The 19,093-nt window shown below is 42.0% G+C and carries 13 protein-coding genes and 1 pseudogene; 13 read left to right on the top strand and 1 reads right to left on the bottom strand.

Annotated elements, in window-relative coordinates; translation table 11 throughout:
• Positions 1-81: 81 nt before the first annotated feature.
• From infB to AB5Y61_RS05820, 12 genes and pseudogenes are all read left to right on the top strand, one after another.
• Positions 82-2,289, top strand: a pseudogene (gene infB, locus AB5Y61_RS05875) (translation initiation factor IF-2); the annotation flags it as partial.
• Positions 2,290-2,362: 73 nt separating this feature from the next.
• The gene (rbfA, locus tag AB5Y61_RS05870; protein ID WP_368403483.1) at positions 2,363-2,713 is read left to right on the top strand and encodes a 30S ribosome-binding factor RbfA; all 351 of its coding nucleotides are present in this window, start codon (positions 2,363-2,365) and stop codon (positions 2,711-2,713) included.
• Between the two features lie 170 nt (positions 2,714-2,883).
• On the top strand, positions 2,884-4,515 hold the full coding sequence (locus AB5Y61_RS05865; RefSeq protein ID WP_368403482.1) for a Na/Pi cotransporter family protein: 1,632 nt from the start codon (positions 2,884-2,886) through the stop codon (positions 4,513-4,515).
• Positions 4,516-4,667: 152 nt separating this feature from the next.
• Positions 4,668-5,825, top strand: a complete 1,158-nt coding sequence (gene nagA / locus AB5Y61_RS05860; RefSeq protein WP_315376896.1) for an N-acetylglucosamine-6-phosphate deacetylase — start codon at positions 4,668-4,670, stop codon at positions 5,823-5,825.
• A 173-nt stretch (positions 5,826-5,998) separates the two neighbouring features.
• Positions 5,999-6,217 (top strand): hypothetical protein, encoded by a 219-nt coding sequence (locus AB5Y61_RS05855; RefSeq protein ID WP_315376898.1) that lies wholly within the window; start codon positions 5,999-6,001, stop codon positions 6,215-6,217.
• Positions 6,214-7,056, top strand: a complete 843-nt coding sequence (locus tag AB5Y61_RS05850) for an aldo/keto reductase (protein ID WP_368403481.1) — start codon at positions 6,214-6,216, stop codon at positions 7,054-7,056. The genes AB5Y61_RS05855 and AB5Y61_RS05850 overlap by 4 nt, the downstream gene beginning before the upstream one ends.
• Positions 7,057-7,324: 268 nt before the next feature.
• Positions 7,325-11,743 carry a S8 family serine peptidase gene (locus AB5Y61_RS05845; RefSeq protein ID WP_368403480.1) on the top strand — a complete coding sequence of 1,473 codons (4,419 nt, stop codon included), beginning with the start codon at positions 7,325-7,327 and terminating at the stop codon, positions 11,741-11,743.
• A 329-nt stretch (positions 11,744-12,072) separates the two neighbouring features.
• Positions 12,073-12,444, top strand: coding sequence for a GFA family protein (locus AB5Y61_RS05840; protein WP_000912012.1), 372 nt, complete (start codon positions 12,073-12,075; stop codon positions 12,442-12,444).
• Between the two features lie 35 nt (positions 12,445-12,479).
• Complete coding sequence (gene glyQ / locus AB5Y61_RS05835) at positions 12,480-13,397, top strand: glycine--tRNA ligase subunit alpha (protein WP_049496776.1); 918 nt, start codon at positions 12,480-12,482, stop codon at positions 13,395-13,397.
• Between the two features lie 279 nt (positions 13,398-13,676).
• Positions 13,677-15,713, top strand: coding sequence for a glycine--tRNA ligase subunit beta (gene glyS, locus AB5Y61_RS05830; RefSeq protein WP_368403479.1), 2,037 nt, complete (start codon positions 13,677-13,679; stop codon positions 15,711-15,713).
• Between the two features lie 33 nt (positions 15,714-15,746).
• The gene (locus AB5Y61_RS05825) at positions 15,747-16,004 is read left to right on the top strand and encodes a DUF896 family protein (protein ID WP_003012632.1); all 258 of its coding nucleotides are present in this window, start codon (positions 15,747-15,749) and stop codon (positions 16,002-16,004) included.
• A gap of 163 nt (positions 16,005-16,167) precedes the next feature.
• Complete coding sequence (locus AB5Y61_RS05820; protein ID WP_368403478.1) at positions 16,168-17,550, top strand: amino acid permease; 1,383 nt, start codon at positions 16,168-16,170, stop codon at positions 17,548-17,550.
• A 259-nt stretch (positions 17,551-17,809) separates the two neighbouring features.
• Here AB5Y61_RS05820 and AB5Y61_RS05815 read toward each other — a convergent pair whose 3' ends face one another.
• Positions 17,810-17,989, bottom strand: a complete 180-nt coding sequence (locus tag AB5Y61_RS05815; RefSeq protein WP_070659659.1) for a hypothetical protein — start codon at positions 17,987-17,989, stop codon at positions 17,810-17,812.
• 150 nt (positions 17,990-18,139) lie between these two features.
• On the opposite strand from AB5Y61_RS05815, the gene rsmH reads away from it, so the two are divergent.
• Positions 18,140-19,090: a 16S rRNA (cytosine(1402)-N(4))-methyltransferase RsmH gene (rsmH, locus tag AB5Y61_RS05810; protein WP_368403477.1), complete on the top strand. Its 951-nt coding sequence runs from the start codon at positions 18,140-18,142 to the stop codon at positions 19,088-19,090.
• Positions 19,091-19,093: the final 3 nt, after the last annotated feature.

The raw sequence follows: 19,093 nt of genomic DNA, 5'->3' as shown, positions 1-19,093 counted from the left end.
GATCGTCGAAATCAAGGAAATGATCGTCGCCGTGATCAATCTGGAAACGGTCAAGGACGTCCAAATCCTGTAAATGGTGCTCCGAAGATTGATTTCAAAGCCCGTGCTGCAGCATTAAAGGCAGAGCAAAATGCGGAATATGCACGTGATAGTGAAGAGCGCTACAAGCAAAACCAGGCAGCCAAGGCAGAGCAAGAACGTCAACAACGTCGTAAGCGCGAAGAAGCGGTTGCAACTGAAGTTGTCGCTCCACAACCAAAGGCAGAACCAGCGAAGGCAACTCCGGTAGCGGCTCCAAGTCCTGCCACAGTTGATACACGTCGGAAAAAGCAAGCTAGACCAGACAAAAAACGTGAGGATTTTGATCGCGAAGAAGATGGTCCAAGAAAACAACAAAAGAATCGAAGTAGTCAAAACCAAGTGAGAAATCAAAGAAATAGTAACTGGAACAACAACAAAAAGAATAAAAAAGGAAAGAATAACCGCAACGAAGCTCCAAAACCAGTAACAGAGCGTAAATTCCATGAGTTGCCAAGTGAACTTGAGTACACAGATGGAATGACGGTTGCGGAAATCGCAAAACGAATTAAGCGTGAGCCTGCGGAAATCGTTAAGAAACTCTTCATGATGGGAGTGATGGCGACACAAAACCAATCCTTGGATGGCGATACCATTGAACTTCTGTTGGTGGATTATGGAATTGAAGCCAAGAAAAAGGTTGAAGTGGACAATGCGGATATCGAACGCTTCTTCGTCGAAGATGGCTATTTGAATCCAGATGAATTGGTAGAGCGTCCACCAGTTGTCACCATCATGGGACACGTTGACCATGGTAAAACAACCCTTTTGGATACCCTTCGTAATTCACGTGTAGCAACAGGTGAAGCGGGAGGAATCACCCAACATATCGGTGCCTACCAAATCGTGGAAAATGGCAAGAAGATTACCTTCTTGGATACACCTGGACACGCGGCCTTTACTTCTATGCGGGCGCGTGGTGCATCTGTTACAGATATTACCATCTTGGTCGTAGCGGCAGATGACGGGGTGATGCCACAGACCATCGAAGCCATCAACCACTCAAAAGCAGCGAATGTTCCAATCATTGTGGCTATTAACAAGATTGATAAACCAGGTGCCAACCCAGAACGTGTCATCGGTGAATTGGCAGAGCATGGAGTTATGTCAACTGCCTGGGGTGGAGATTCTGAGTTTGTAGAAATCTCAGCTAAGTTCAATCAAAATATCGATGAACTCTTGGAAACAGTCCTTCTTGTAGCTGAAATCCAAGAACTCAAGGCAGATCCAACTGTTCGTGCCATCGGTACTGTTATCGAAGCTCGTTTGGATAAAGGTAAAGGTGCGGTTGCAACCCTTCTGGTTCAACAAGGTACCTTGAATGTCCAAGACCCAATCGTTGTCGGAAATACCTTTGGACGTGTCCGTGCCATGACAAATGACCTTGGCCGTCGTGTGAAGGTAGCAGGACCATCTACTCCTGTTTCTATCACAGGTTTGAACGAAGCGCCAATGGCGGGTGACCACTTCGCGGTTTATGAAGATGAAAAATCAGCGCGTGCAGCCGGTGAAGAACGTGCCAAACGTGCTCTGATGAAACAACGTCAAGCAACGAATCGTGTCAGCCTTGAAAATCTCTTTGATACCTTGAAGGCTGGGGAAGTGAAATCCGTTAATGTCATCATCAAGGCCGATGTACAAGGTTCGGTTGAAGCCCTTGCTGCTTCCCTTCAAAAGATTGAAGTGGAAGGTGTGAAAGTGACCATCGTTCACTCAGCAGTTGGTGCGATCAACGAATCAGACGTTACCCTTGCAGAAGCTTCAAATGCCTTCATCGTTGGATTTAACGTCCGCCCTACGCCTCAAGCACGTCAGCAAGCAGAAGCTGATGAGGTAGAAATCCGTCTTCACTCAATCATCTACAAGGTGATCGAGGAAATGGAAGATGCTATGAAGGGAATGTTGGATCCTGAGTTTGAAGAGAAAATTATCGGGGAAGCAGTTATCCGTGAAACCTTTAAGGTCTCTAAAGTGGGGACTATCGGTGGATTTATGGTCCTCAGTGGTAAGGTCACTCGTGATTCCAAGGTTCGTGTCATTCGTGACGGTGTCGTGATTTATGATGGAGCTCTTGCTAGCTTGAAACATTATAAAGATGATGTCAAAGAAGTGACCAACGGTCGCGAAGGTGGATTGATGATCGAAGGCTACAATGATATCAAGACAGATGATACCATCGAAGCTTATATCATGGAAGAAATTAAAAAATAAACTGTTAACTAGGAAGGAAGAGAGGTAATCTCCTATTTCCTAGTTTTTAAAGACAGAGCAGAAAGGAGTTCCTATGGCAAGTCATTTTCGGACAGACCGAGTAGGGATGGAAATCAAGCGGGAAGTCAACGAAATTTTGCAAAAGAAAGTTCGTGATCCGCGTGTTCAAGGTGTTACCATTACGGATGTTCAAATGCTAGGTGATTTGTCTATGGCCAAAGTGTATTATTCAATTATGAGTGATTTGGCTTCAGACAATCAAAAGGCTCAGACAGGCCTTGAAAAAGCGACAGGAACCATCAAACGAGAGTTGGGACGGAATTTGAAGCTATACAAAATTCCAGATCTTACGTTTGTGAAAGACGAATCCATCGAATACGGTGACAAGATCGATGCGATGTTGCGCAATTTGAACAAAGACTAGAGAGGTTGGGACCATTAGTGTCCAACCTCTTTTTTTCTTAAAATAAAGCAAAAAGCATCAATGATTTTAAAAAAGAATAGAATTTTGCAGAAATCTCTTGTGTGATCAAGGAATATCCTTTACAATAGGAGAGGAGTTTTATTTCTGATCTCATATTTGGAGGAATGATCATGTCCATTAACTGGCAGGAAATTTTGTTTAACTTTTTGGGAGGGTTGGGTCTCTTTCTCTATAGTATTAAAACCATGGGAGAAGGACTGCAACAAGCTGCAGGGGACCGTCTTCGCTACTATATTGATAAATATACCAGCAATCCCTTTCTTGGAGTCTTAGTAGGGATTGTTGTGACAGCCCTTATTCAGTCTAGTACTGGGGTAACGGTGATTACCGTTGGTCTGGTCAGTGCGGGTCTCTTGACCCTGCGTCAAGCCATTGGAATCATCATGGGAGCTAATATTGGGACCACGGTCACCTCGTTCATTATTGGGTTTAAACTGGGGACTTATGCCCTTCCAATTATGTTTCTTGGAACGGTCTTACTTTTCTTTACCAAGAATCGAATGGCCAATAATATTGGTCGGATTCTCTTTGGGGTTGGAGGAATTTTCTACGCTTTAAACCTGATTAGTGCGGGAATGAGCCCTTTAAAAGAATTGCCCGAATTTAGCCAGTACATGATCACCCTTGGAAAAAATCCAATTCTGGGTGTTCTAGCAGGAGCCATCATCACCGTTTTGATTCAAGCTTCTTCAGCTACGATTGGGATCCTACAAGGTTTGTATTCAGGTGGATTTTTAGATCTACGTGGTTCTTTACCCATCCTTTTCGGAGACAATATTGGGACAACCCTAACGGTTATTATTGCAGCTATGGGGGCTAACGTTTCCGCTAAGCGTGTTGCAGCAACCCACGTGCTCTTTAACTTGATCGGAACAATCCTTTGTTTGATCTTGCTGACACCTTTTACAGCCATGATTGAATACTTCCAAGGCCTCTTGCATTTGTCACCAGAAATGACGATTGCTTTTTCTCATGGTGCCTTCAATGTGACCAATACCGTCATTCAATTCCCATTCATTGGTGCTTTGGCTTATTTTGTAACCAAGTTGATCCCTGGTGAAGATGAAGTCGTTAAATATGAACCCCTCTACTTGGATGAAAACTTGATCACTCAAGCGCCTTCGATTGCTCTTGGGAACGCGAAAAAAGAATTGCTTCATTTGGGTGGTTATGCAAGAAAAGCCTTTAGTCTTTCTTATGAATTTATTCTTCATCAAAATGAAAAAACAGCTGAAAAAGGTCATAAGACAGAAGAAGCCATTAATACTATTGATGAGGATTTGACTCGTTATTTGATTCGTTTGTCGAGTGAAGCCTTGAGTCCGAGAGAAAGTGAAGTTCTCACCAATATTTTGGATTCCTCACGGGATTTGGAGCGGATTGGAGATCACGCGGAATCTTTGATCAATCTGACTGATTATTTGATTCGCAAGAAAGTCGTTTTTTCAGAAGCTGCCTTGGCTGAGTTGGAAGATATTTATAGCCAGACTCAAGAATTCGTGGAGGATGCATTAAAGTCTGTTGAGAACAATGATGTGACTCTTGCAAACGAACTGGTAGTACGTCATGAGGCAATTGAGAAGTTGGAGAAAAGACTTCGGAAAACTCATATTCGTCGTTTGAACCAAGGCGAATGTACGCCACAAGCCGGAGTGAACTTTATTGATATTATTTCTCACTATACACGTGTTGCAGACCATGCCATGAATCTCGCCGAAAAAGTACAAATCGAGCAAATTTAAGTAAGAGTCAAACAGAGTAAGTTGAAAGCTTACTCTGTTTTTTTTGATCCTTCTCAAAAATAGGTCTAGACCATTTACAAATGGAACTGAAAGCGATATAATATGTATGAATATAAATGGAACACAGTTCCTACAATGGAAAGGACGATTTTATGTCTACATATATTAAAGCAGATCAATTTTATTACCCACATGGAGTTCGCCGTGGAGGTTATTTGGAGCTCGTCAATGGCAAGTTTGGAAAACATGTGGAAAGCTTACCAGAAGGTGCGGATGTGCTGGATTATTCTGGTTATAGCATTGCCCCAGGCTTGGTGGATACCCATATTCACGGTTTTGGTGGAGTAGATGTTATGGATAATAATATCGAAGGCACTCTCCATACCATGAGTGAAGGTCTCTTGAGTACTGGGGTCACAAGCTTTTTGCCTACGACCTTGACTTCCTCTTACGAACAACTTTTGGCGGTAACTGAAAATATTGGTGCACGATACAAAGAAGCAACAGGTGCTAAGATTCGCGGTATTTATTTTGAAGGACCTTATTTTACAGAAAAATACAAGGGAGCTCAAAATCCAGCTTATATGAAAGATCCAAGTATGGAAGAATTCCGTGCTTGGCAAAAAGCGGCTAATGGTCTGTTGAATAAGATTGCCCTTGCTCCTGAGCGTGAAGGAGTAGAAGATTTTGTTCGGACCATTACAGGAGAAGGAGTGACAGTCGCCCTGGGACACTCCAATGCTACTTTTGAAGAAGCTAAAAAGGCGGTTGATGCAGGTGCGAGTGTCTGGGTGCATGCCTACAATGGTATGCGTGGTTTGACGCACCGTGAACTCGGTATGGTTGGTGCCATGTATGAGTTGCCTCATACTACAGCAGAGTTGATCTGTGATGGTCATCACGTTGATCCACTAGCTTGTGATATCCTGATGAAGCAAAAAGGGAAAGAAAATGTTGCCTTGATTACTGACTGTATGACAGCTGGGGGCTTAGAAGACGGGGACTACATGCTTGGGGAATTCCCAGTTGTGGTCGCCGAAGGGACTGCGCGTTTGAAATCAACTGGCAATCTGGCTGGCTCAATCTTGAAATTGAAAGATGGAATAAAAAATGTTGTAGAGTGGGGCATTGCCAACCCTCATGAGGCAGTGATGATGGCCAGTCTTAATCCGGCAAAATCAGTCCATATTGATGATGTTTGTGGTCAAATCCGTGAAGGATATGATGCGGACTTCATCGTGCTTGATCAAAATTTGGATCTGGTGGCGACCTATCTCGATGGGGTCAAACGTTACCAGGCTACGAACTAGATTCAAGAATCAAAGATAGAGTAAAGCCTCTCTAGGTCATACTTAGAGAGGCTTTTGTGATGTATTCATAGAGGGGAGCAGTATGTAGGATCTTTTTTGTTTACCAATGGTAGTGCAATTTTGTGAATGCTGTCTTTTCATGCTATAATGGGAATTGAAATGTGAGGTAGCTTATGAAGGCAATTGATATACGTTTTTTATTGATGGGAATTTTTTTCTTGCTCTATGGTATTGTAAGAAAAAATATTTTTATTGCGATCGTTGGTGGGGCATTCTTAGTTTATAGTTTTTATAGCAGGAGGATGGAGCCAACCAAGAAGAATATTTTTAAGCCAGAGCTCAAGCTTCGAGGGCCTAAGAAACCGAAATCGAAGAAAGGAAAGAAAAAATGAATCATTATCGTTTAAATAATGGAGTGGAGATTCCTGTATTGGGATTTGGAACTTGGAAAGCAGCGGATGGAGAAGAAGCTTATCAAGCTGTTTTAGCTGCTTTAAAAGCAGGTTATCGCCATATTGACACAGCTGCGATTTATCAAAATGAAGAGAGTGTGGGGCGTGCGATCAAGGATAGTGGTCTTAAGCGTGAAGACTTGTTTATTACCACCAAACTTTGGAATACGAATCACACCTATGAAGATGCTCAAGCTGCTTTAGAAGCGTCTCTTGAAAAACTGGGCTTGGACTATGTCGATCTTTATTTGATTCATTGGCCAAATCCAAAGCCCCTTCGAGAAAATGATGCTTGGAAAAAACGAAATGCTGAGGTTTGGCGAGCAATGGAAGATATGCTAGCTGCTGGCAAGGTTCGGGCTATTGGTATTAGCAATTTTCTGCCTCATCATTTGGAAGCCCTCCTTGAAACAGCTCACGTCATACCGGCTGTGAACCAAATTCGTTTAGCCCCTGGGGTTTACCAAAGCGAAGCCATTGCAGCAAGTCGCAAGCATGGTATTTTACTAGAAGCTTGGGGACCTTTTGGCCAAGGAGAATTGTTCCAAAATGAACAAGTAAAAGAAATGGCTGCCAAATATGGAAAGACCGTTGCTCAACTAGCTTTAGCTTGGAGTTTACAAGAAGGCTTCCTTCCTTTGCCAAAATCGGTTACGCCTGAGCGGATTGCGAGTAATCTAAATTGCTTTGATTTTGAATTGACGGCAGATGATGTGGAACTCCTGCGCCATCTTCCGGTTGAAGCAGGTGCACCAGATCCGGACACCAAAGATTTTTAAAAGAGAATTTCTATTCATTAATGAAAACCGAGGACAGTTTCGTTCTCGGTTTTTAAAAACCTTTCAAACATGAAGTAATTTTAAGGATCCAACAAAAACAGATGTTCTATAATATTTTCCTGTTCAACTTCAAAAATTTCCGAACGAAAATAAGTTAATAATTAGTAATATACGTAAATATTACAATTGTGTTACAATTCATTTTTGAATGAATTTTCAGATAATTTTGCGTTATAATAGTTACTATTAAAATAAAAGGGGAGTTTCTATGAATAGACAAGAGCGTTTTTCATTAAGGAAATACAAATTTGGTGTAGCCTCAGTTTTATTAGGGGCTGTTTTGGTATTTGGATCTGCACAAGCGAGTGCAGAAGAACAAACAGCGGGTCAAACGAGCGCTGGGACACAGCTTGTAGCAAACAGTCAACAGGCACCTGCTGAAGAAGAGCATTCACAAGCAACAGAAGCAAGTACAGCAGTTGCTAGTGAGAAAGTTGAAGTTACAAAAGACGCAGCTGTTGCTGAAAAGGCAAGTAATACAAAAGACGCAGCTGTAGTTGAAAAAACAGAAGCTCCGAAAGAGGCAGCTGCTGTTCCAGAAACAAAACCGGAAGAAGCGAAAAAACCTGTTGAAAAAGCAACAGTAGTGGCTACTGCGACAAGTTCGGGAACAACGAATCGCCATGAGTCAACTGAAAAACCTCAAAGCATCGAAAGTGACGAAATCATTACTGTTCCCCAAACCTGGAAGCAAGGCTACAAAGGGGAAGGGATGGTGGTCGCCGTCATCGACTCTGGTTTGGATGTGAACCACGAGGTTCTTCGGATTACCGATCCTTCAAAAGCTAAGTTTAAAAATCAAGAAGAAATCGAAGCTGCTAAGAAAGCAGCAGGAATTGATTATGGTAAATGGTACAACGACAAAGTTGTCTATGCCTATGACTATTTTGATGGTACAGATAATATCAAAGAGGCTGAAAGAGATTCTCACGGGATGCACGTTACAGGGATTGCGACAGGGAATCCTGATAAAGAAGCAGGAAACGGAGAAAAGATCTATGGTGTAGCACCAGAAGCGCAAGTTATGTTTATGCGTGTCTTCTCAGATCGTCAAAAAACAACGGGTTCTGCCCTTTATGTAAAAGCAATTGATGATGCTGTAGCTCTTGGTGCAGATACTATCAACATGAGTCTTGGCTCTACGACTGGTTCTACGGTCAATGCGGATTCAGATATTGTGGATGCCATTAAACGAGCGCGCGCTAAAGGCGTATCTGTCTTAATTTCTGCAGGAAATAGCAATAGCTTTGGAAATGGTTACTCAAGACCTTCTGCTGAAAATCCAGATTATGGTTTGGTCGGAAATCCTTCAACAGTAGAGGACTCCATCTCTGTTGCTTCTATCAATAATAAAATCATTACCACAGAAGTTTTTGAAGTCAAAGGCCTTGAAGGAAATGCAGAATTAGATAACGGGAAATTTGACTACAGTAAATCTGCAACAGATACAGACTTTGAAAAAGGCAAAGAATATGAGTATGTATCTGTTGGTCTTGGGAAAGAAGATGATTTCAAAGATCTAGATCTTACTGGTAAATTAGCGCTTATTCAACGTGGAGAAATCCCATTCACAGAAAAAATTGCTAATGCCCTCCATCATGGTGCAGTAGGGGCTATGGTCTACAATAATGTGGAAGGATCAAACCTTGGAATGTCAATTGATGGGGATGCTAAGAAAATTCCATCTGTCTTCATTTCAAAACGCTATGGGGAAGCTCTTAAAGCTGGATCTTACAAAGTTGTCTTTAACAATACCATGGCCAACCGTCCATCTCCAGAAGCAGACCAATTGTCTGATTTCTCAAGCTGGGGTGTAACAACCGATGGTCAGTTGAAACCAGATGTCACAGCACCTGGTGGGAACATCTTCTCTTCTTTAAATGACAATACCTATGGGGATATGAGTGGTACTAGTATGGCCTCACCTCACGTAGCAGGTGTTGCAGCCTTGGTTAAAGAATACCTTGTGAAGCATCACCCAGAATTAACTCCAGAACAAGTTTCTGAAACAGTGAAAGCCTTGATCATGTCTACGGCTAAACCGCATGTTAACAAAGAAACGGGTGTCTATACTTCTCCACGCCAACAAGGAGCAGGGGTTGTCGATACGGCAGCTGCCGTTTCAACTGACTTGTATGTGACTGGTGAAAACAACTACCCAAGTGTCACTCTTGGTAATGTTGGAGATAGCTTTACATTTGATGTGACGGTTCACAATATTTCAGATACCGATCGTACCTTGAAAATGTTGGTGAATACTGACACAGATGAAGTGAAAGATGGTAAATTTACCCTCCGTCCACGTAAATTAACTGAAACTGCCTGGCCTGAAGTAACGGTGAAAGCTCATAGTTCTGAAACAGTTACGGTGAAAGTTGACACAAGTAAATTCACAGAAGAATTGAGCAAAGAAATGCCAAACGGCTATTTCCTTGAAGGATTTGTTCGCTTTGTTGATCCGGCTGATGATGGAGATGTGGTCAGCTTGCCATTTATGGGCTTCAAGGGAGAATTCCAAAACCTTCCCGCTGTTGAAAAGCCAGTCTATGATTTGGTTCGCGAAGGAAAAGATGGATTCTACTACCATATTCCAAAAGATTTGAATATCTCTTCTAGTGCCAATGTTTCTGCGCTCGTCACTCAGCAAAATGACTTCCTTCTCACTCAAGGAAAACGAGATGGTCGTCGGATTACAGTCCTTGGTATTGACGAAAATACAGAAGGAACTCACACCCTTCAACTAGATGAAAACGGAAATGTTCGCATTGCCATTTCACCAAATGAAGATGGAAATAAAGATTTCGTCGAATACAAGACAGTTGCCCTTAGAAACATTGAAAACCTTCGTGCAAGTGTCTACGCAGCAAGTGATACGGAACATAAAAATCCATTGTGGGAAGGAACTCCATCTGACCATCGTAAGAACTTCTTCAACGGTGACCAAAAGAACCCACGCAGCTACACATTAGATAATACTGCTTGGAATGGTATTGATGCGAATGGAAATGCGGTAGCAGATGGTCTATATGATTATGTCATCCGTTACACCCCAATGGTTCCTGGAGCTGAGGAGCAATCAACGACCTTCAAGGTTCGGGTTGATACTCAAAAACCAGTGATCACATCTGGATATATCCGTTTCAAAGATGGGGCTCAACAGTTTGTAGCACGTAAAGCCAAAGATGTTGGCGATGGTGGTATCTTAACTGAAAAACTCGTCTATGTGACTCCATTTGATGATCAGGGGACAATGGTCCAAACCAGTGAAGATAAGAATGGTACACGTGCGCTTGAAAATTACCATGTGATCAAGGCCAATGCAGATGGTAGCTTCGATCTTCCTGAAAACATCGATAAGAAGAATATCTACTACTATGTAGAAGACTTTGCGGGGAATGTAGACTATGTTTCACTAGCTGATTTAGTTCGGGATCAAAATAGTGGTCGGGTTCAAATCGCAGTTCGTGACGCTAAAACGAACAAAGATTTGGATACTATGTATGTTTACCGAATCAAAGATAGCAATGGTCAATATGTGTCAGTTGACAAGACAAAAGATATTAACTTCTTGAACTTTGGTCATTACACTGCAGAAATCTTTACGTATGATCGTACAGAAGTGAAATTTGTCAGCAGCTTGACGCAAGAATTTGATTTGACAGAAGATAATAGTTTCCAAACGATCGCTTTTCTTGCCAATACTTTAGAATATGCACCAGTTAGCATCAGCTTTGATCAACCGGTTTCAAAAGCAGCTACGATCGTATTGAAAGGGGCAGATGGTGGAAACTTTGTATTGCCTGCTGAAAAATATGGAAAAAATGGCTTTGGGAAATCTGTCGCAACTGGTCAATATACCTTAGTTGCAACCCTTCCTACAGGCTATGAACTAGCTGAGGAAGCACCAGTGATCTCAGTTGTCGCAGGACGCAACAATAATTATCGTATTGGAGTAATCTCAAAAGTGGATCTCTTGGCTGCTTTGAACAACCAAGCAGATGTTACAAAGACAGCGCAATACTTCAATGCCAGTGCGGATAAGAAGGAAGCCTATGATCAAGCCTTGCAAGCTGCCCAAGCAGCCTTGACCAACAAGGTCAGTCAAGAGCAAGTCAACCAAGCTCTAGCCAGTCTTGAAGCTGCTAGCCAAGCTTTGGATGGGAAAGATTCAAACGTTGCGGCTTTGAAAGAAGCCATGCAAGCTTATGATGCTACGACTAAAACGGGTCGTTATGCTAATGCCAAAGAAAAAGTACGTCGCGACTACGACCGCGCTTTCCAAACAGTGGCCTTGCTTGCAGTTGATCCAACTGTGAAACAAGAACAAATCAATCAAGCACTTGCTGAGCTTAGCCGTGCGGAAGGAAAATTAAACGGGAAAGCAACTGATTTTTCAAGCCTTGAAAAATACATCAAGGAAGAATTGAAATTCCAAGAAAAGAATGCTAAATTCATCTATGCTGGAAATAAAGAAAAAGAAGCTTACCTAGTGGCTTTCAAGGATGCACAAACCATCCTTTCAAATCCAGGAGCAAGCCAACAAGATGTAAAAGATGCTTTGACAGCCTTGAAAAATGCCAAGAAAAAACTTCATGGTAAAAAACCAAAAGCTGCAAGACGTCCATAATTGATATAAGATAGTTTGTTAGCCTAAAATCCATCTGAAACATTTGTTTCAGATGGATTTTTATTTACAAGTACCTAAAAATTTGCTATAATACTAGTCAAGAAAGAAGGGCTTACGGCGTTTTTCTAGCGAGCTTGGGATAGTGAGAGCCAAGTAGAGCAAAGTAAGCAAGTGGCACTTTCTCTCAGCAAATAGCTGAAGACAAACAGATAAAATGAAGTAATAAATTAGGGTGGAACCGCGTTTCTGACGCCCCTAGTCGCAAGGCTTGGGTGTTGAAATTCGGTTCTTTTTTGAATTCTTCTAATGCCTAAGTAGAAAGGAGTACAATGCTTAAAGGATCTTGTTTATGTAAAGCAGTGACCTACACTCTAGATGAGGAATTATCGGAATTAGTTTTTTGTCATTGCTCATTTTGTCGGAAAGCAACTGCGTCTGCCTATACAGTTAATGCTAAAGTTAGCAGTGAAAAGCTAGTATTGCATGGAAAAGAAAAGCTTGTTTCCTATAGTTCTTCTCCAGGAAAACAGCGTTATTACTGCCAGAACTGTCATAGTCAAATTTTCACTGTTCAAGAAAATATACCAGAAGTCTGTGCTTTGAAATTAGGTACAATAGATGAATGCGATCAGAATTTACAAACTGTTCCTAAACGTCATATTTTTCAGGATCCAGCTTTTTCTTGGTTGCTTGATAAATAAACCTAAAAAGATAATATAAATTAAAGGAGTAAATAATGTCTAAAAAACTAACCTTCCAGGAAATCATCCTTACTTTGCAACAATACTGGAATGACCAGGGTTGTATGCTGATGCAGGCTTATGATAACGAAAAAGGTGCGGGAACTATGAGTCCTTACACCTTCCTTCGTGCCATTGGTCCTGAGCCATGGAATGCGGCTTATGTAGAGCCATCTCGTCGTCCAGCTGATGGTCGTTATGGGGAAAACCCAAACCGTCTTTACCAACACCACCAATTCCAAGTAGTTATGAAACCATCTCCATCAAACATCCAAGAACTTTACCTTGAGTCATTGGAAAAATTGGGTATCGATCCTTTGGAACACGATATCCGTTTCGTTGAAGATAACTGGGAAAACCCATCAACTGGTTCAGCTGGTCTTGGTTGGGAAGTTTGGCTTGACGGTATGGAAATCACTCAGTTCACCTATTTCCAACAAGTTGGTGGATTGGCAACTGGTCCAGTAACTTCTGAGGTCACTTACGGTTTGGAACGTTTGGCTTCTTACATCCAAGAAGTAGATTCTGTTTACGATATTGAGTGGGCTCCAGGCGTTAAATACGGAGAAATCTTCCTTCAACCAGAATACGAACACTCAAAATACAGCTTTGAAGTTTCTGACCAAGATATGCTTCTTGAAAACTTCGAAAAATTTGAAAAAGAAGCAGGACGTGCCTTGGAATTGGGTCTTGTTCACCCTGCCTATGACTACGTTTTGAAATGTTCACATACTTTTAACTTGCTAGATGCTCGTGGAGCAGTATCCGTTACAGAACGTGCCGGTTACATTGCCCGCATCCGTAACTTGGCCCGTGTCGTAGCTAAGACCTTCGTTGCAGAACGTAAGAAACTTGGTTACCCACTCCTTGACGAAGCCACACGCGCCAAACTCCTAGCAGAAGAGGAAGAATAATAAGCGTTACAAGAATGGAAATGGGCAAACAAAGTGAGCCCACATGACTACCCAGAGGCAAGTCGAAGACTTGCTAAAGGGATAGGCGCCGCCGTACTGGTATATGGGGATTTTTGAAACGTTAGGTTCAAAAATCAGTTGGCTAAATCCACTTTGATGAGACTGTTGGAAATCGCTGTCAAGGAGACATGAGATTTCCTTACAGCCTCACAAAGTTAGTTAGCAACGTCCCCAGTACCTAAGGTGCCTATCAAAAAAGAAATTTGTAAAGGAAGAAACATGACAAAAAACTTACTAGTAGAACTTGGACTTGAAGAGTTGCCAGCCTACGTTGTCACACCAAGTGAAAAACAACTCGGTGAGAAAATGGCAGCCTTCTTGGATAACAATCGCCTTTCATACGAAAGCATTCAAACCTTCTCAACACCACGCCGTTTGGCAGTTCGTGTGATTGGTTTATCGGATCAACAATCGGATTTGACTGAAGATTTTAAAGGACCTTCTAAGAAAATCGCCTTGGATGCTGATGGAAACTTCTCAAAAGCAGCGCAAGGCTTTGTCCGTGGAAAAGGCTTGACTGTAGATGACATCGAATTCCGTGAAGTTAAGGGTGAAGAATACGTTTACGTGACGAAACATGAAGCTGGAAAACCTGCTAAAGAAGTATTGGCTGGCGTTCCAGAAGTACTTGCTTCATTGACCTTCCCTGTCAGCATGCACTGGGCTAACAACACCTTTGAATACATTCGCCCAGTTCATACCTTGATTGTCCTTTTGGGTGATGAAGCGCTTGACCTCGACTTCTTGGATATCCATTCAGGTCGTGTGAGTCGTGGACATCGTTTCCTTGGACATGAAGTGGAAATTACCAATGCGGATTCTTATGAAGAAGACCTTCGTACTGTTTACGTGATTGCGGATAGCAAAGAACGTGAAAACATGATTCGTGAGCAAATCAAAGCTATCGAAGCAGAACAAGGTGTTCAAGTCCAAATCGAAGAAGGACTTTTGAACGAAGTCTTGAACTTGGTCGAATATCCAACTGCCTTTATGGGAAGTTTTGACACTAAATATTTGGACGTTCCAGAAGAAGTCTTGGTGACCTCAATGGAAACCCACCAACGGTACTTTGTTGTACGTGACCTTGATGGTCGGCTAAAACCAAACTTCATCTCAGTTCGTAATGGGAATGCTGAGCACTTGGAAAATGTTATCCGAGGAAATGAAAAAGTATTGGTGGCACGTCTCGAAGATGGTGAATTCTTCTGGCGTGAAGACCAAAAACTCAAGATTGAAGACCTGGTTGCTAAATTGGCTAATGTGACTTTCCATGAAAAAATCGGTTCTCTCTCAGAACACATGGCTCGTGCCGGTGTCATTGCAGCATCATTAGCTGAACAAGCTGGTTTGACTGCTGAAGAAAGGGCAGCCGTAGCGCGTGCAGCTGAAATCTACAAATTTGACCTCTTGACTGGTATGGTCGGTGAGTTCGATGAATTGCAAGGAATCATGGGTGAAAAATACGCCCTCCTTGCTGGTGAGGATCCTGCAGTAGCGACAGCTATCCGTGAGCACTACCTTCCTGATGCAGCAGATGGAGCCCTTCCAGAGACTAAGGTTGGTGCTATCCTTGCGCTTGCAGATAAATTGGATACCCTCCTTTCCTTTTTCTCAGTCGGTTTGATTCCGTCTGGTTCCAATGACCCGTATGCGCTTCGTCGTGCAACACAAGGAATTGTTCGTATCTTGGATGCCTTTGGTTGGTACATCCCGATGGATGAGTTAATCGACAGTCTTTACGGACTTTCATTTGCTAGTCTTTCTTATGACAATCAAGCAGAAGTGCTCAACTTCATCAAGGCGCGTGTGGACAAGATGATGGGACGTACACCAAAAGATATCAAAGAAGCTGTTCTTGCTGGTTCAAACTTTGTCGTAGCAGATATGCTGGAAGCAGCTGAAGCTCTTTCAGAAGCTGCTAAGACGGATGGCTACAAGGCAGCTGTTGAATCACTCTCACGTGCCTTCAACTTGGCAGAAAAAGCAGATGCTTCAGTAGCAGTCGATGCTAGTCTCTTTGAAAATGATCAAGAAAAGGCCCTTGCTAAGGCGATTGAAGAATTAGAATTGACTGGTTCAGCTAGTGATAAATTGGCACAGCTCTTTGCTCTTAGTCCAGTCATCGATGCCTTCTTTGACAACACGATGGTAATGGCAGAGGCTGAAGCTGTTAAAAATAACCGTTTGGCCCTTCTTGCAGGTCTAGTGTCTAAAGCCAATGCTGTTGCAGCCTTTAACCAATTGAACACAAAGTAACGACCTGATGGCAGGTAGAAAGTAGGTCTGATAATGACACCTGAAAAAATTGCTCGTATCAATGAGCTTGCTAAAAAGAAAAAAACAGAAGGTTTGACGCCAGAAGAAGCAGTGGAACAAGCAAAACTTCGTGAAGAATACATTGAGGGTTATCGTCGCTCCGTTCGTCACCACATCGAAGGAATCAAAATTGTGGATGAAGAAGGAAATGATGTAACACCTGAGAAACTACGCCAAGTGCAACGGGAAAAAGGTTTGCATGGTCGTAGTCTTGATGACCCTAATTCATAAGCAAAAGAGTGCTGGAAGAGACTCCAGCACTCTTTTATATCTTCAAAATTCAGAATATTCTGGACTAGATTGACCAATTTTTAAAAACATGGTATAGTAGATTATGTGAAAATTTGAAGTATACTTTTCTGAAAATGTACAGAAAAAGAATTGGAGTAATCATATGTCAAAAAAACATCATCCTGGTGAAGAAACCGAAAATGGGATGGTTCGTGGTTTGCAAAATCGGCATGTTCAGCTGATTGCTATTGCAGGAACCATCGGGACAGGACTCTTTCTTGGAGCCGGTCGTTCCCTTTCTTTGACAGGTCCCTCTATTATTTTAGTCTATATGCTGACTGGAGCCTTCATGTACTTCATGATGCGGGCGATCGGAGAAATGCTGTATATGGACCCTGATCAACACACCTTTATCAACTTTATCACCAAGTATTTAGGAAAAGGTTGGGGTTATTTTTCAGGATGGTCCTATTGGGTCTCTTTAGTATTTTTGGGAATGGCAGAGATCACGGCTGTTTCCAACTATGTCCAGCTCTGGTTCCCTAATTGGCCAGCCTGGCAGATTCAAATCATCTTTTTAGCGCTTTTAAGTTGTGTGAATTTGATTGCTGTGAAGGTCTTTGGAGAGGTTGAATTCTGGTTTGGAATGATCAAGATTGTCACGATTTTAGCCTTGATCGTAACAGGGATCTTTATGGTGACGACTAACTTTGAAACACCGGCTGGACACGCTAGCTTAACCAATATTACCAATGGTTTTCAAATGTTTCCAAATGGTTGGGTCAAGTTCGTCATGGCCTTCCAAATGGTTTTCTTTGCTTATCAAGCGATCGAGTTTGTTGGAATTACTACTTCTGAAACAGCTAATCCCCGCCAAGTATTGCCAAAAGCCATTAAAGAAATTCCAATCCGGATTGTAATCTTTTATGTAGGAGCTTTGTTGGCGATTATGGCTATTTTCCCTTGGCAACAGCTTCCTGTCAATAAATCACCGTTTGTAACGGTCTTTCAGATGGTAGGAATCAAGTGGGCAGCAGGATTGATTAATTTTGTTGTACTGACAGCTGCTGCATCTTCCTTGAATTCCACCCTCTATTCAACAGGACGTCACTTGTACCAGATTGCAAAAGAAACACCAAACAGTAAAGTGATGAATCGTTTGAAATTGAATAGCTTATCTCGTATGGGGATTCCAAGTCGCGCGATTATTTTTTCTGCGATTGTGGTTGCTGTTTCAGCCTTTATCAATGTCTTACCAGGTGTCTCAGATGCTTTTGCCTTGATTACGGCATCTTCTTCTGGTGTCTACATTGCTATTTATATTTTGACCATGTTAGCCCATCTTAAGTACCGTAAATCAAAAGAATTTATGCCAGATGGTTTTGTCATGCCGGCCTATAAAGTGTTGAATCCATTGACCATTGTTTTCTTCCTCTTTGTATTCGTTTGTCTCTTCTTGCAAGAATCAACATACATTGGAGCGGTTGGAGCAACCATCTGGATCATTCTTTTTGGGATCTACAGCAATTGGAAACATAATAAATAAACAGCAAGAGGCTGGGACAAAAGTCCTAGCCTCTCAATTGTCTTTGGATTGTTGAGCAAGACGCAGTGGTTGAGTAGGCTCTACTACGCTGATTTCATCAGCTTTTACAACCCTACTCAACTGTGCGGAGGTGGGACGACGAAATCGAATTCTAACGAATGACCGATTTCTGTCCCACTCTCTTTACTATTTCAGAGCTCGGTTACTTCTTTTAAGGAATTTCTTGGAGGAAACAAAAGAAAAACAGAGATGGAAGAAATTAGTTTTCTTCCATCTCTGTTTTTTGTCCTTGAATGGCTTTTTTGAGCCACCAAAGTGAGCCGACTAGGATCAGGGCAGCAAGCCAAAAAATCCAAGCCTCAATAGTGGTTAGAAAAAAGTAGAGAGCGATAGCATCGACCAATAAAAGTGGGATGAGAATCTGTTTTCTTATTTTCATAAGAATATTGTATCATAAATCCTAGAGGAAACAAATAAAATCAAGCCTTTCTAGGTATTTTGTAGGATCTGAAAAGGTCCGATAGGGTTAGTTAGTGAATTTTCTTTCAGGAGTGCATCTTGGTCCCATTTGTGGTAAAATAGTAAAGATATGAGTAAAGAATTTCATCATGTAACGGTTTTGCTTCATGAAACGATCGATATGCTGGATGTTAAGCCAGATGGGATCTATGTAGACGCCACATTGGGTGGGGCAGGCCACAGCGAATATTTGTTAACAAAATTAAATGAATCGGGCCATCTTTATGCCTTTGACCAAGATCAGCATGCAATTGAGAATGCTAAGATTCGATTGGCACCTTTCATTGAGAAAGGCATGGTGACCTTCATTAAGGATAACTTTCGTCATTTGAAGGAACGTCTAAACGAATTGGGTGTGACTGAAATTGATGGAATCTGTTATGACCTAGGTGTCTCTAGTCCTCAGTTAGATGAACGGGAACGCGGATTTTCTTACAAGAAAGATGCGCCGTTAGACATGCGGATGAATCAAGAAGCTTCCTTGACAGCCTATGAAGTCGTTAATAGCTACGATTACCATGCTCTAGTCCGTATTTTTTTCAAATATGGAGAGGACAAATTTTCCAAGCAAATTGCGCGGAAAATTGAGCAAGCACGAGCAATTAAACCGATTGAAACAACGACTGAATTAGCAGAGATTATTAAATCTGCTAAACCAGCTAAGGAGCTCAAGAAAAAGGGACATCCCGCTAAACAGATTTTCCAAGCCATTCGTATCGAGGTCAACGATGAGTTGGGAGCTGCGGATGAATCGATTCAGCAAGCCATGGATTTGTTGGCTATCGATGGTCGTATTTCTGTGATTACCTTTCATTCGTTAGAGGATCGCTTAACCAAACAACTGTTTAAAGAAGCTTCGACGGTTGAAGTTCCAAAAGGACTTCCTTTTATTCCGGATGATTTGAAACCAAAGATGGAATTGGTCAATCGAAAACCAATTTTACCAAGTGCCGAGGAGCTTGAGGATAATAATCGATCACACTCGGCAAAATTACGGATCGCTCGAAAAATACACAAGTAAGAG

The sequence above is a fragment of the Streptococcus parasanguinis genome, assembly GCF_040908565.1.
GTDB lineage: Bacteria > Bacillota > Bacilli > Lactobacillales > Streptococcaceae > Streptococcus > Streptococcus parasanguinis_AC.
Note: the sequence above shows the minus strand (reverse complement) of the source record. Positions and strands in the feature narration are given on the sequence as shown.

Coding starts and splice junctions, on each gene's coding strand:
- glyS (WP_368403479.1), top strand. CDS start 13,677: ATGACAAAAAACTTACTAGTAGAACTTGGACTTGAAGAGTTGCCAGCC.
- AB5Y61_RS05820 (WP_368403478.1), top strand. CDS start 16,168: ATGTCAAAAAAACATCATCCTGGTGAAGAAACCGAAAATGGGATGGTT.
- nagA (WP_315376896.1), top strand. CDS start 4,668: ATGTCTACATATATTAAAGCAGATCAATTTTATTACCCACATGGAGTT.
- AB5Y61_RS05850 (WP_368403481.1), top strand. CDS start 6,214: ATGAATCATTATCGTTTAAATAATGGAGTGGAGATTCCTGTATTGGGA.
- AB5Y61_RS05815 (WP_070659659.1), bottom strand. CDS start 17,989: ATGAAAATAAGAAAACAGATTCTCATCCCACTTTTATTGGTCGATGCT.
- AB5Y61_RS05845 (WP_368403480.1), top strand. CDS start 7,325: ATGAATAGACAAGAGCGTTTTTCATTAAGGAAATACAAATTTGGTGTA.
- AB5Y61_RS05855 (WP_315376898.1), top strand. CDS start 5,999: ATGAAGGCAATTGATATACGTTTTTTATTGATGGGAATTTTTTTCTTG.
- glyQ (WP_049496776.1), top strand. CDS start 12,480: ATGTCTAAAAAACTAACCTTCCAGGAAATCATCCTTACTTTGCAACAA.
- AB5Y61_RS05865 (WP_368403482.1), top strand. CDS start 2,884: ATGTCCATTAACTGGCAGGAAATTTTGTTTAACTTTTTGGGAGGGTTG.
- rsmH (WP_368403477.1), top strand. CDS start 18,140: ATGAGTAAAGAATTTCATCATGTAACGGTTTTGCTTCATGAAACGATC.
- rbfA (WP_368403483.1), top strand. CDS start 2,363: ATGGCAAGTCATTTTCGGACAGACCGAGTAGGGATGGAAATCAAGCGG.
- AB5Y61_RS05825 (WP_003012632.1), top strand. CDS start 15,747: ATGACACCTGAAAAAATTGCTCGTATCAATGAGCTTGCTAAAAAGAAA.
- AB5Y61_RS05840 (WP_000912012.1), top strand. CDS start 12,073: ATGCTTAAAGGATCTTGTTTATGTAAAGCAGTGACCTACACTCTAGAT.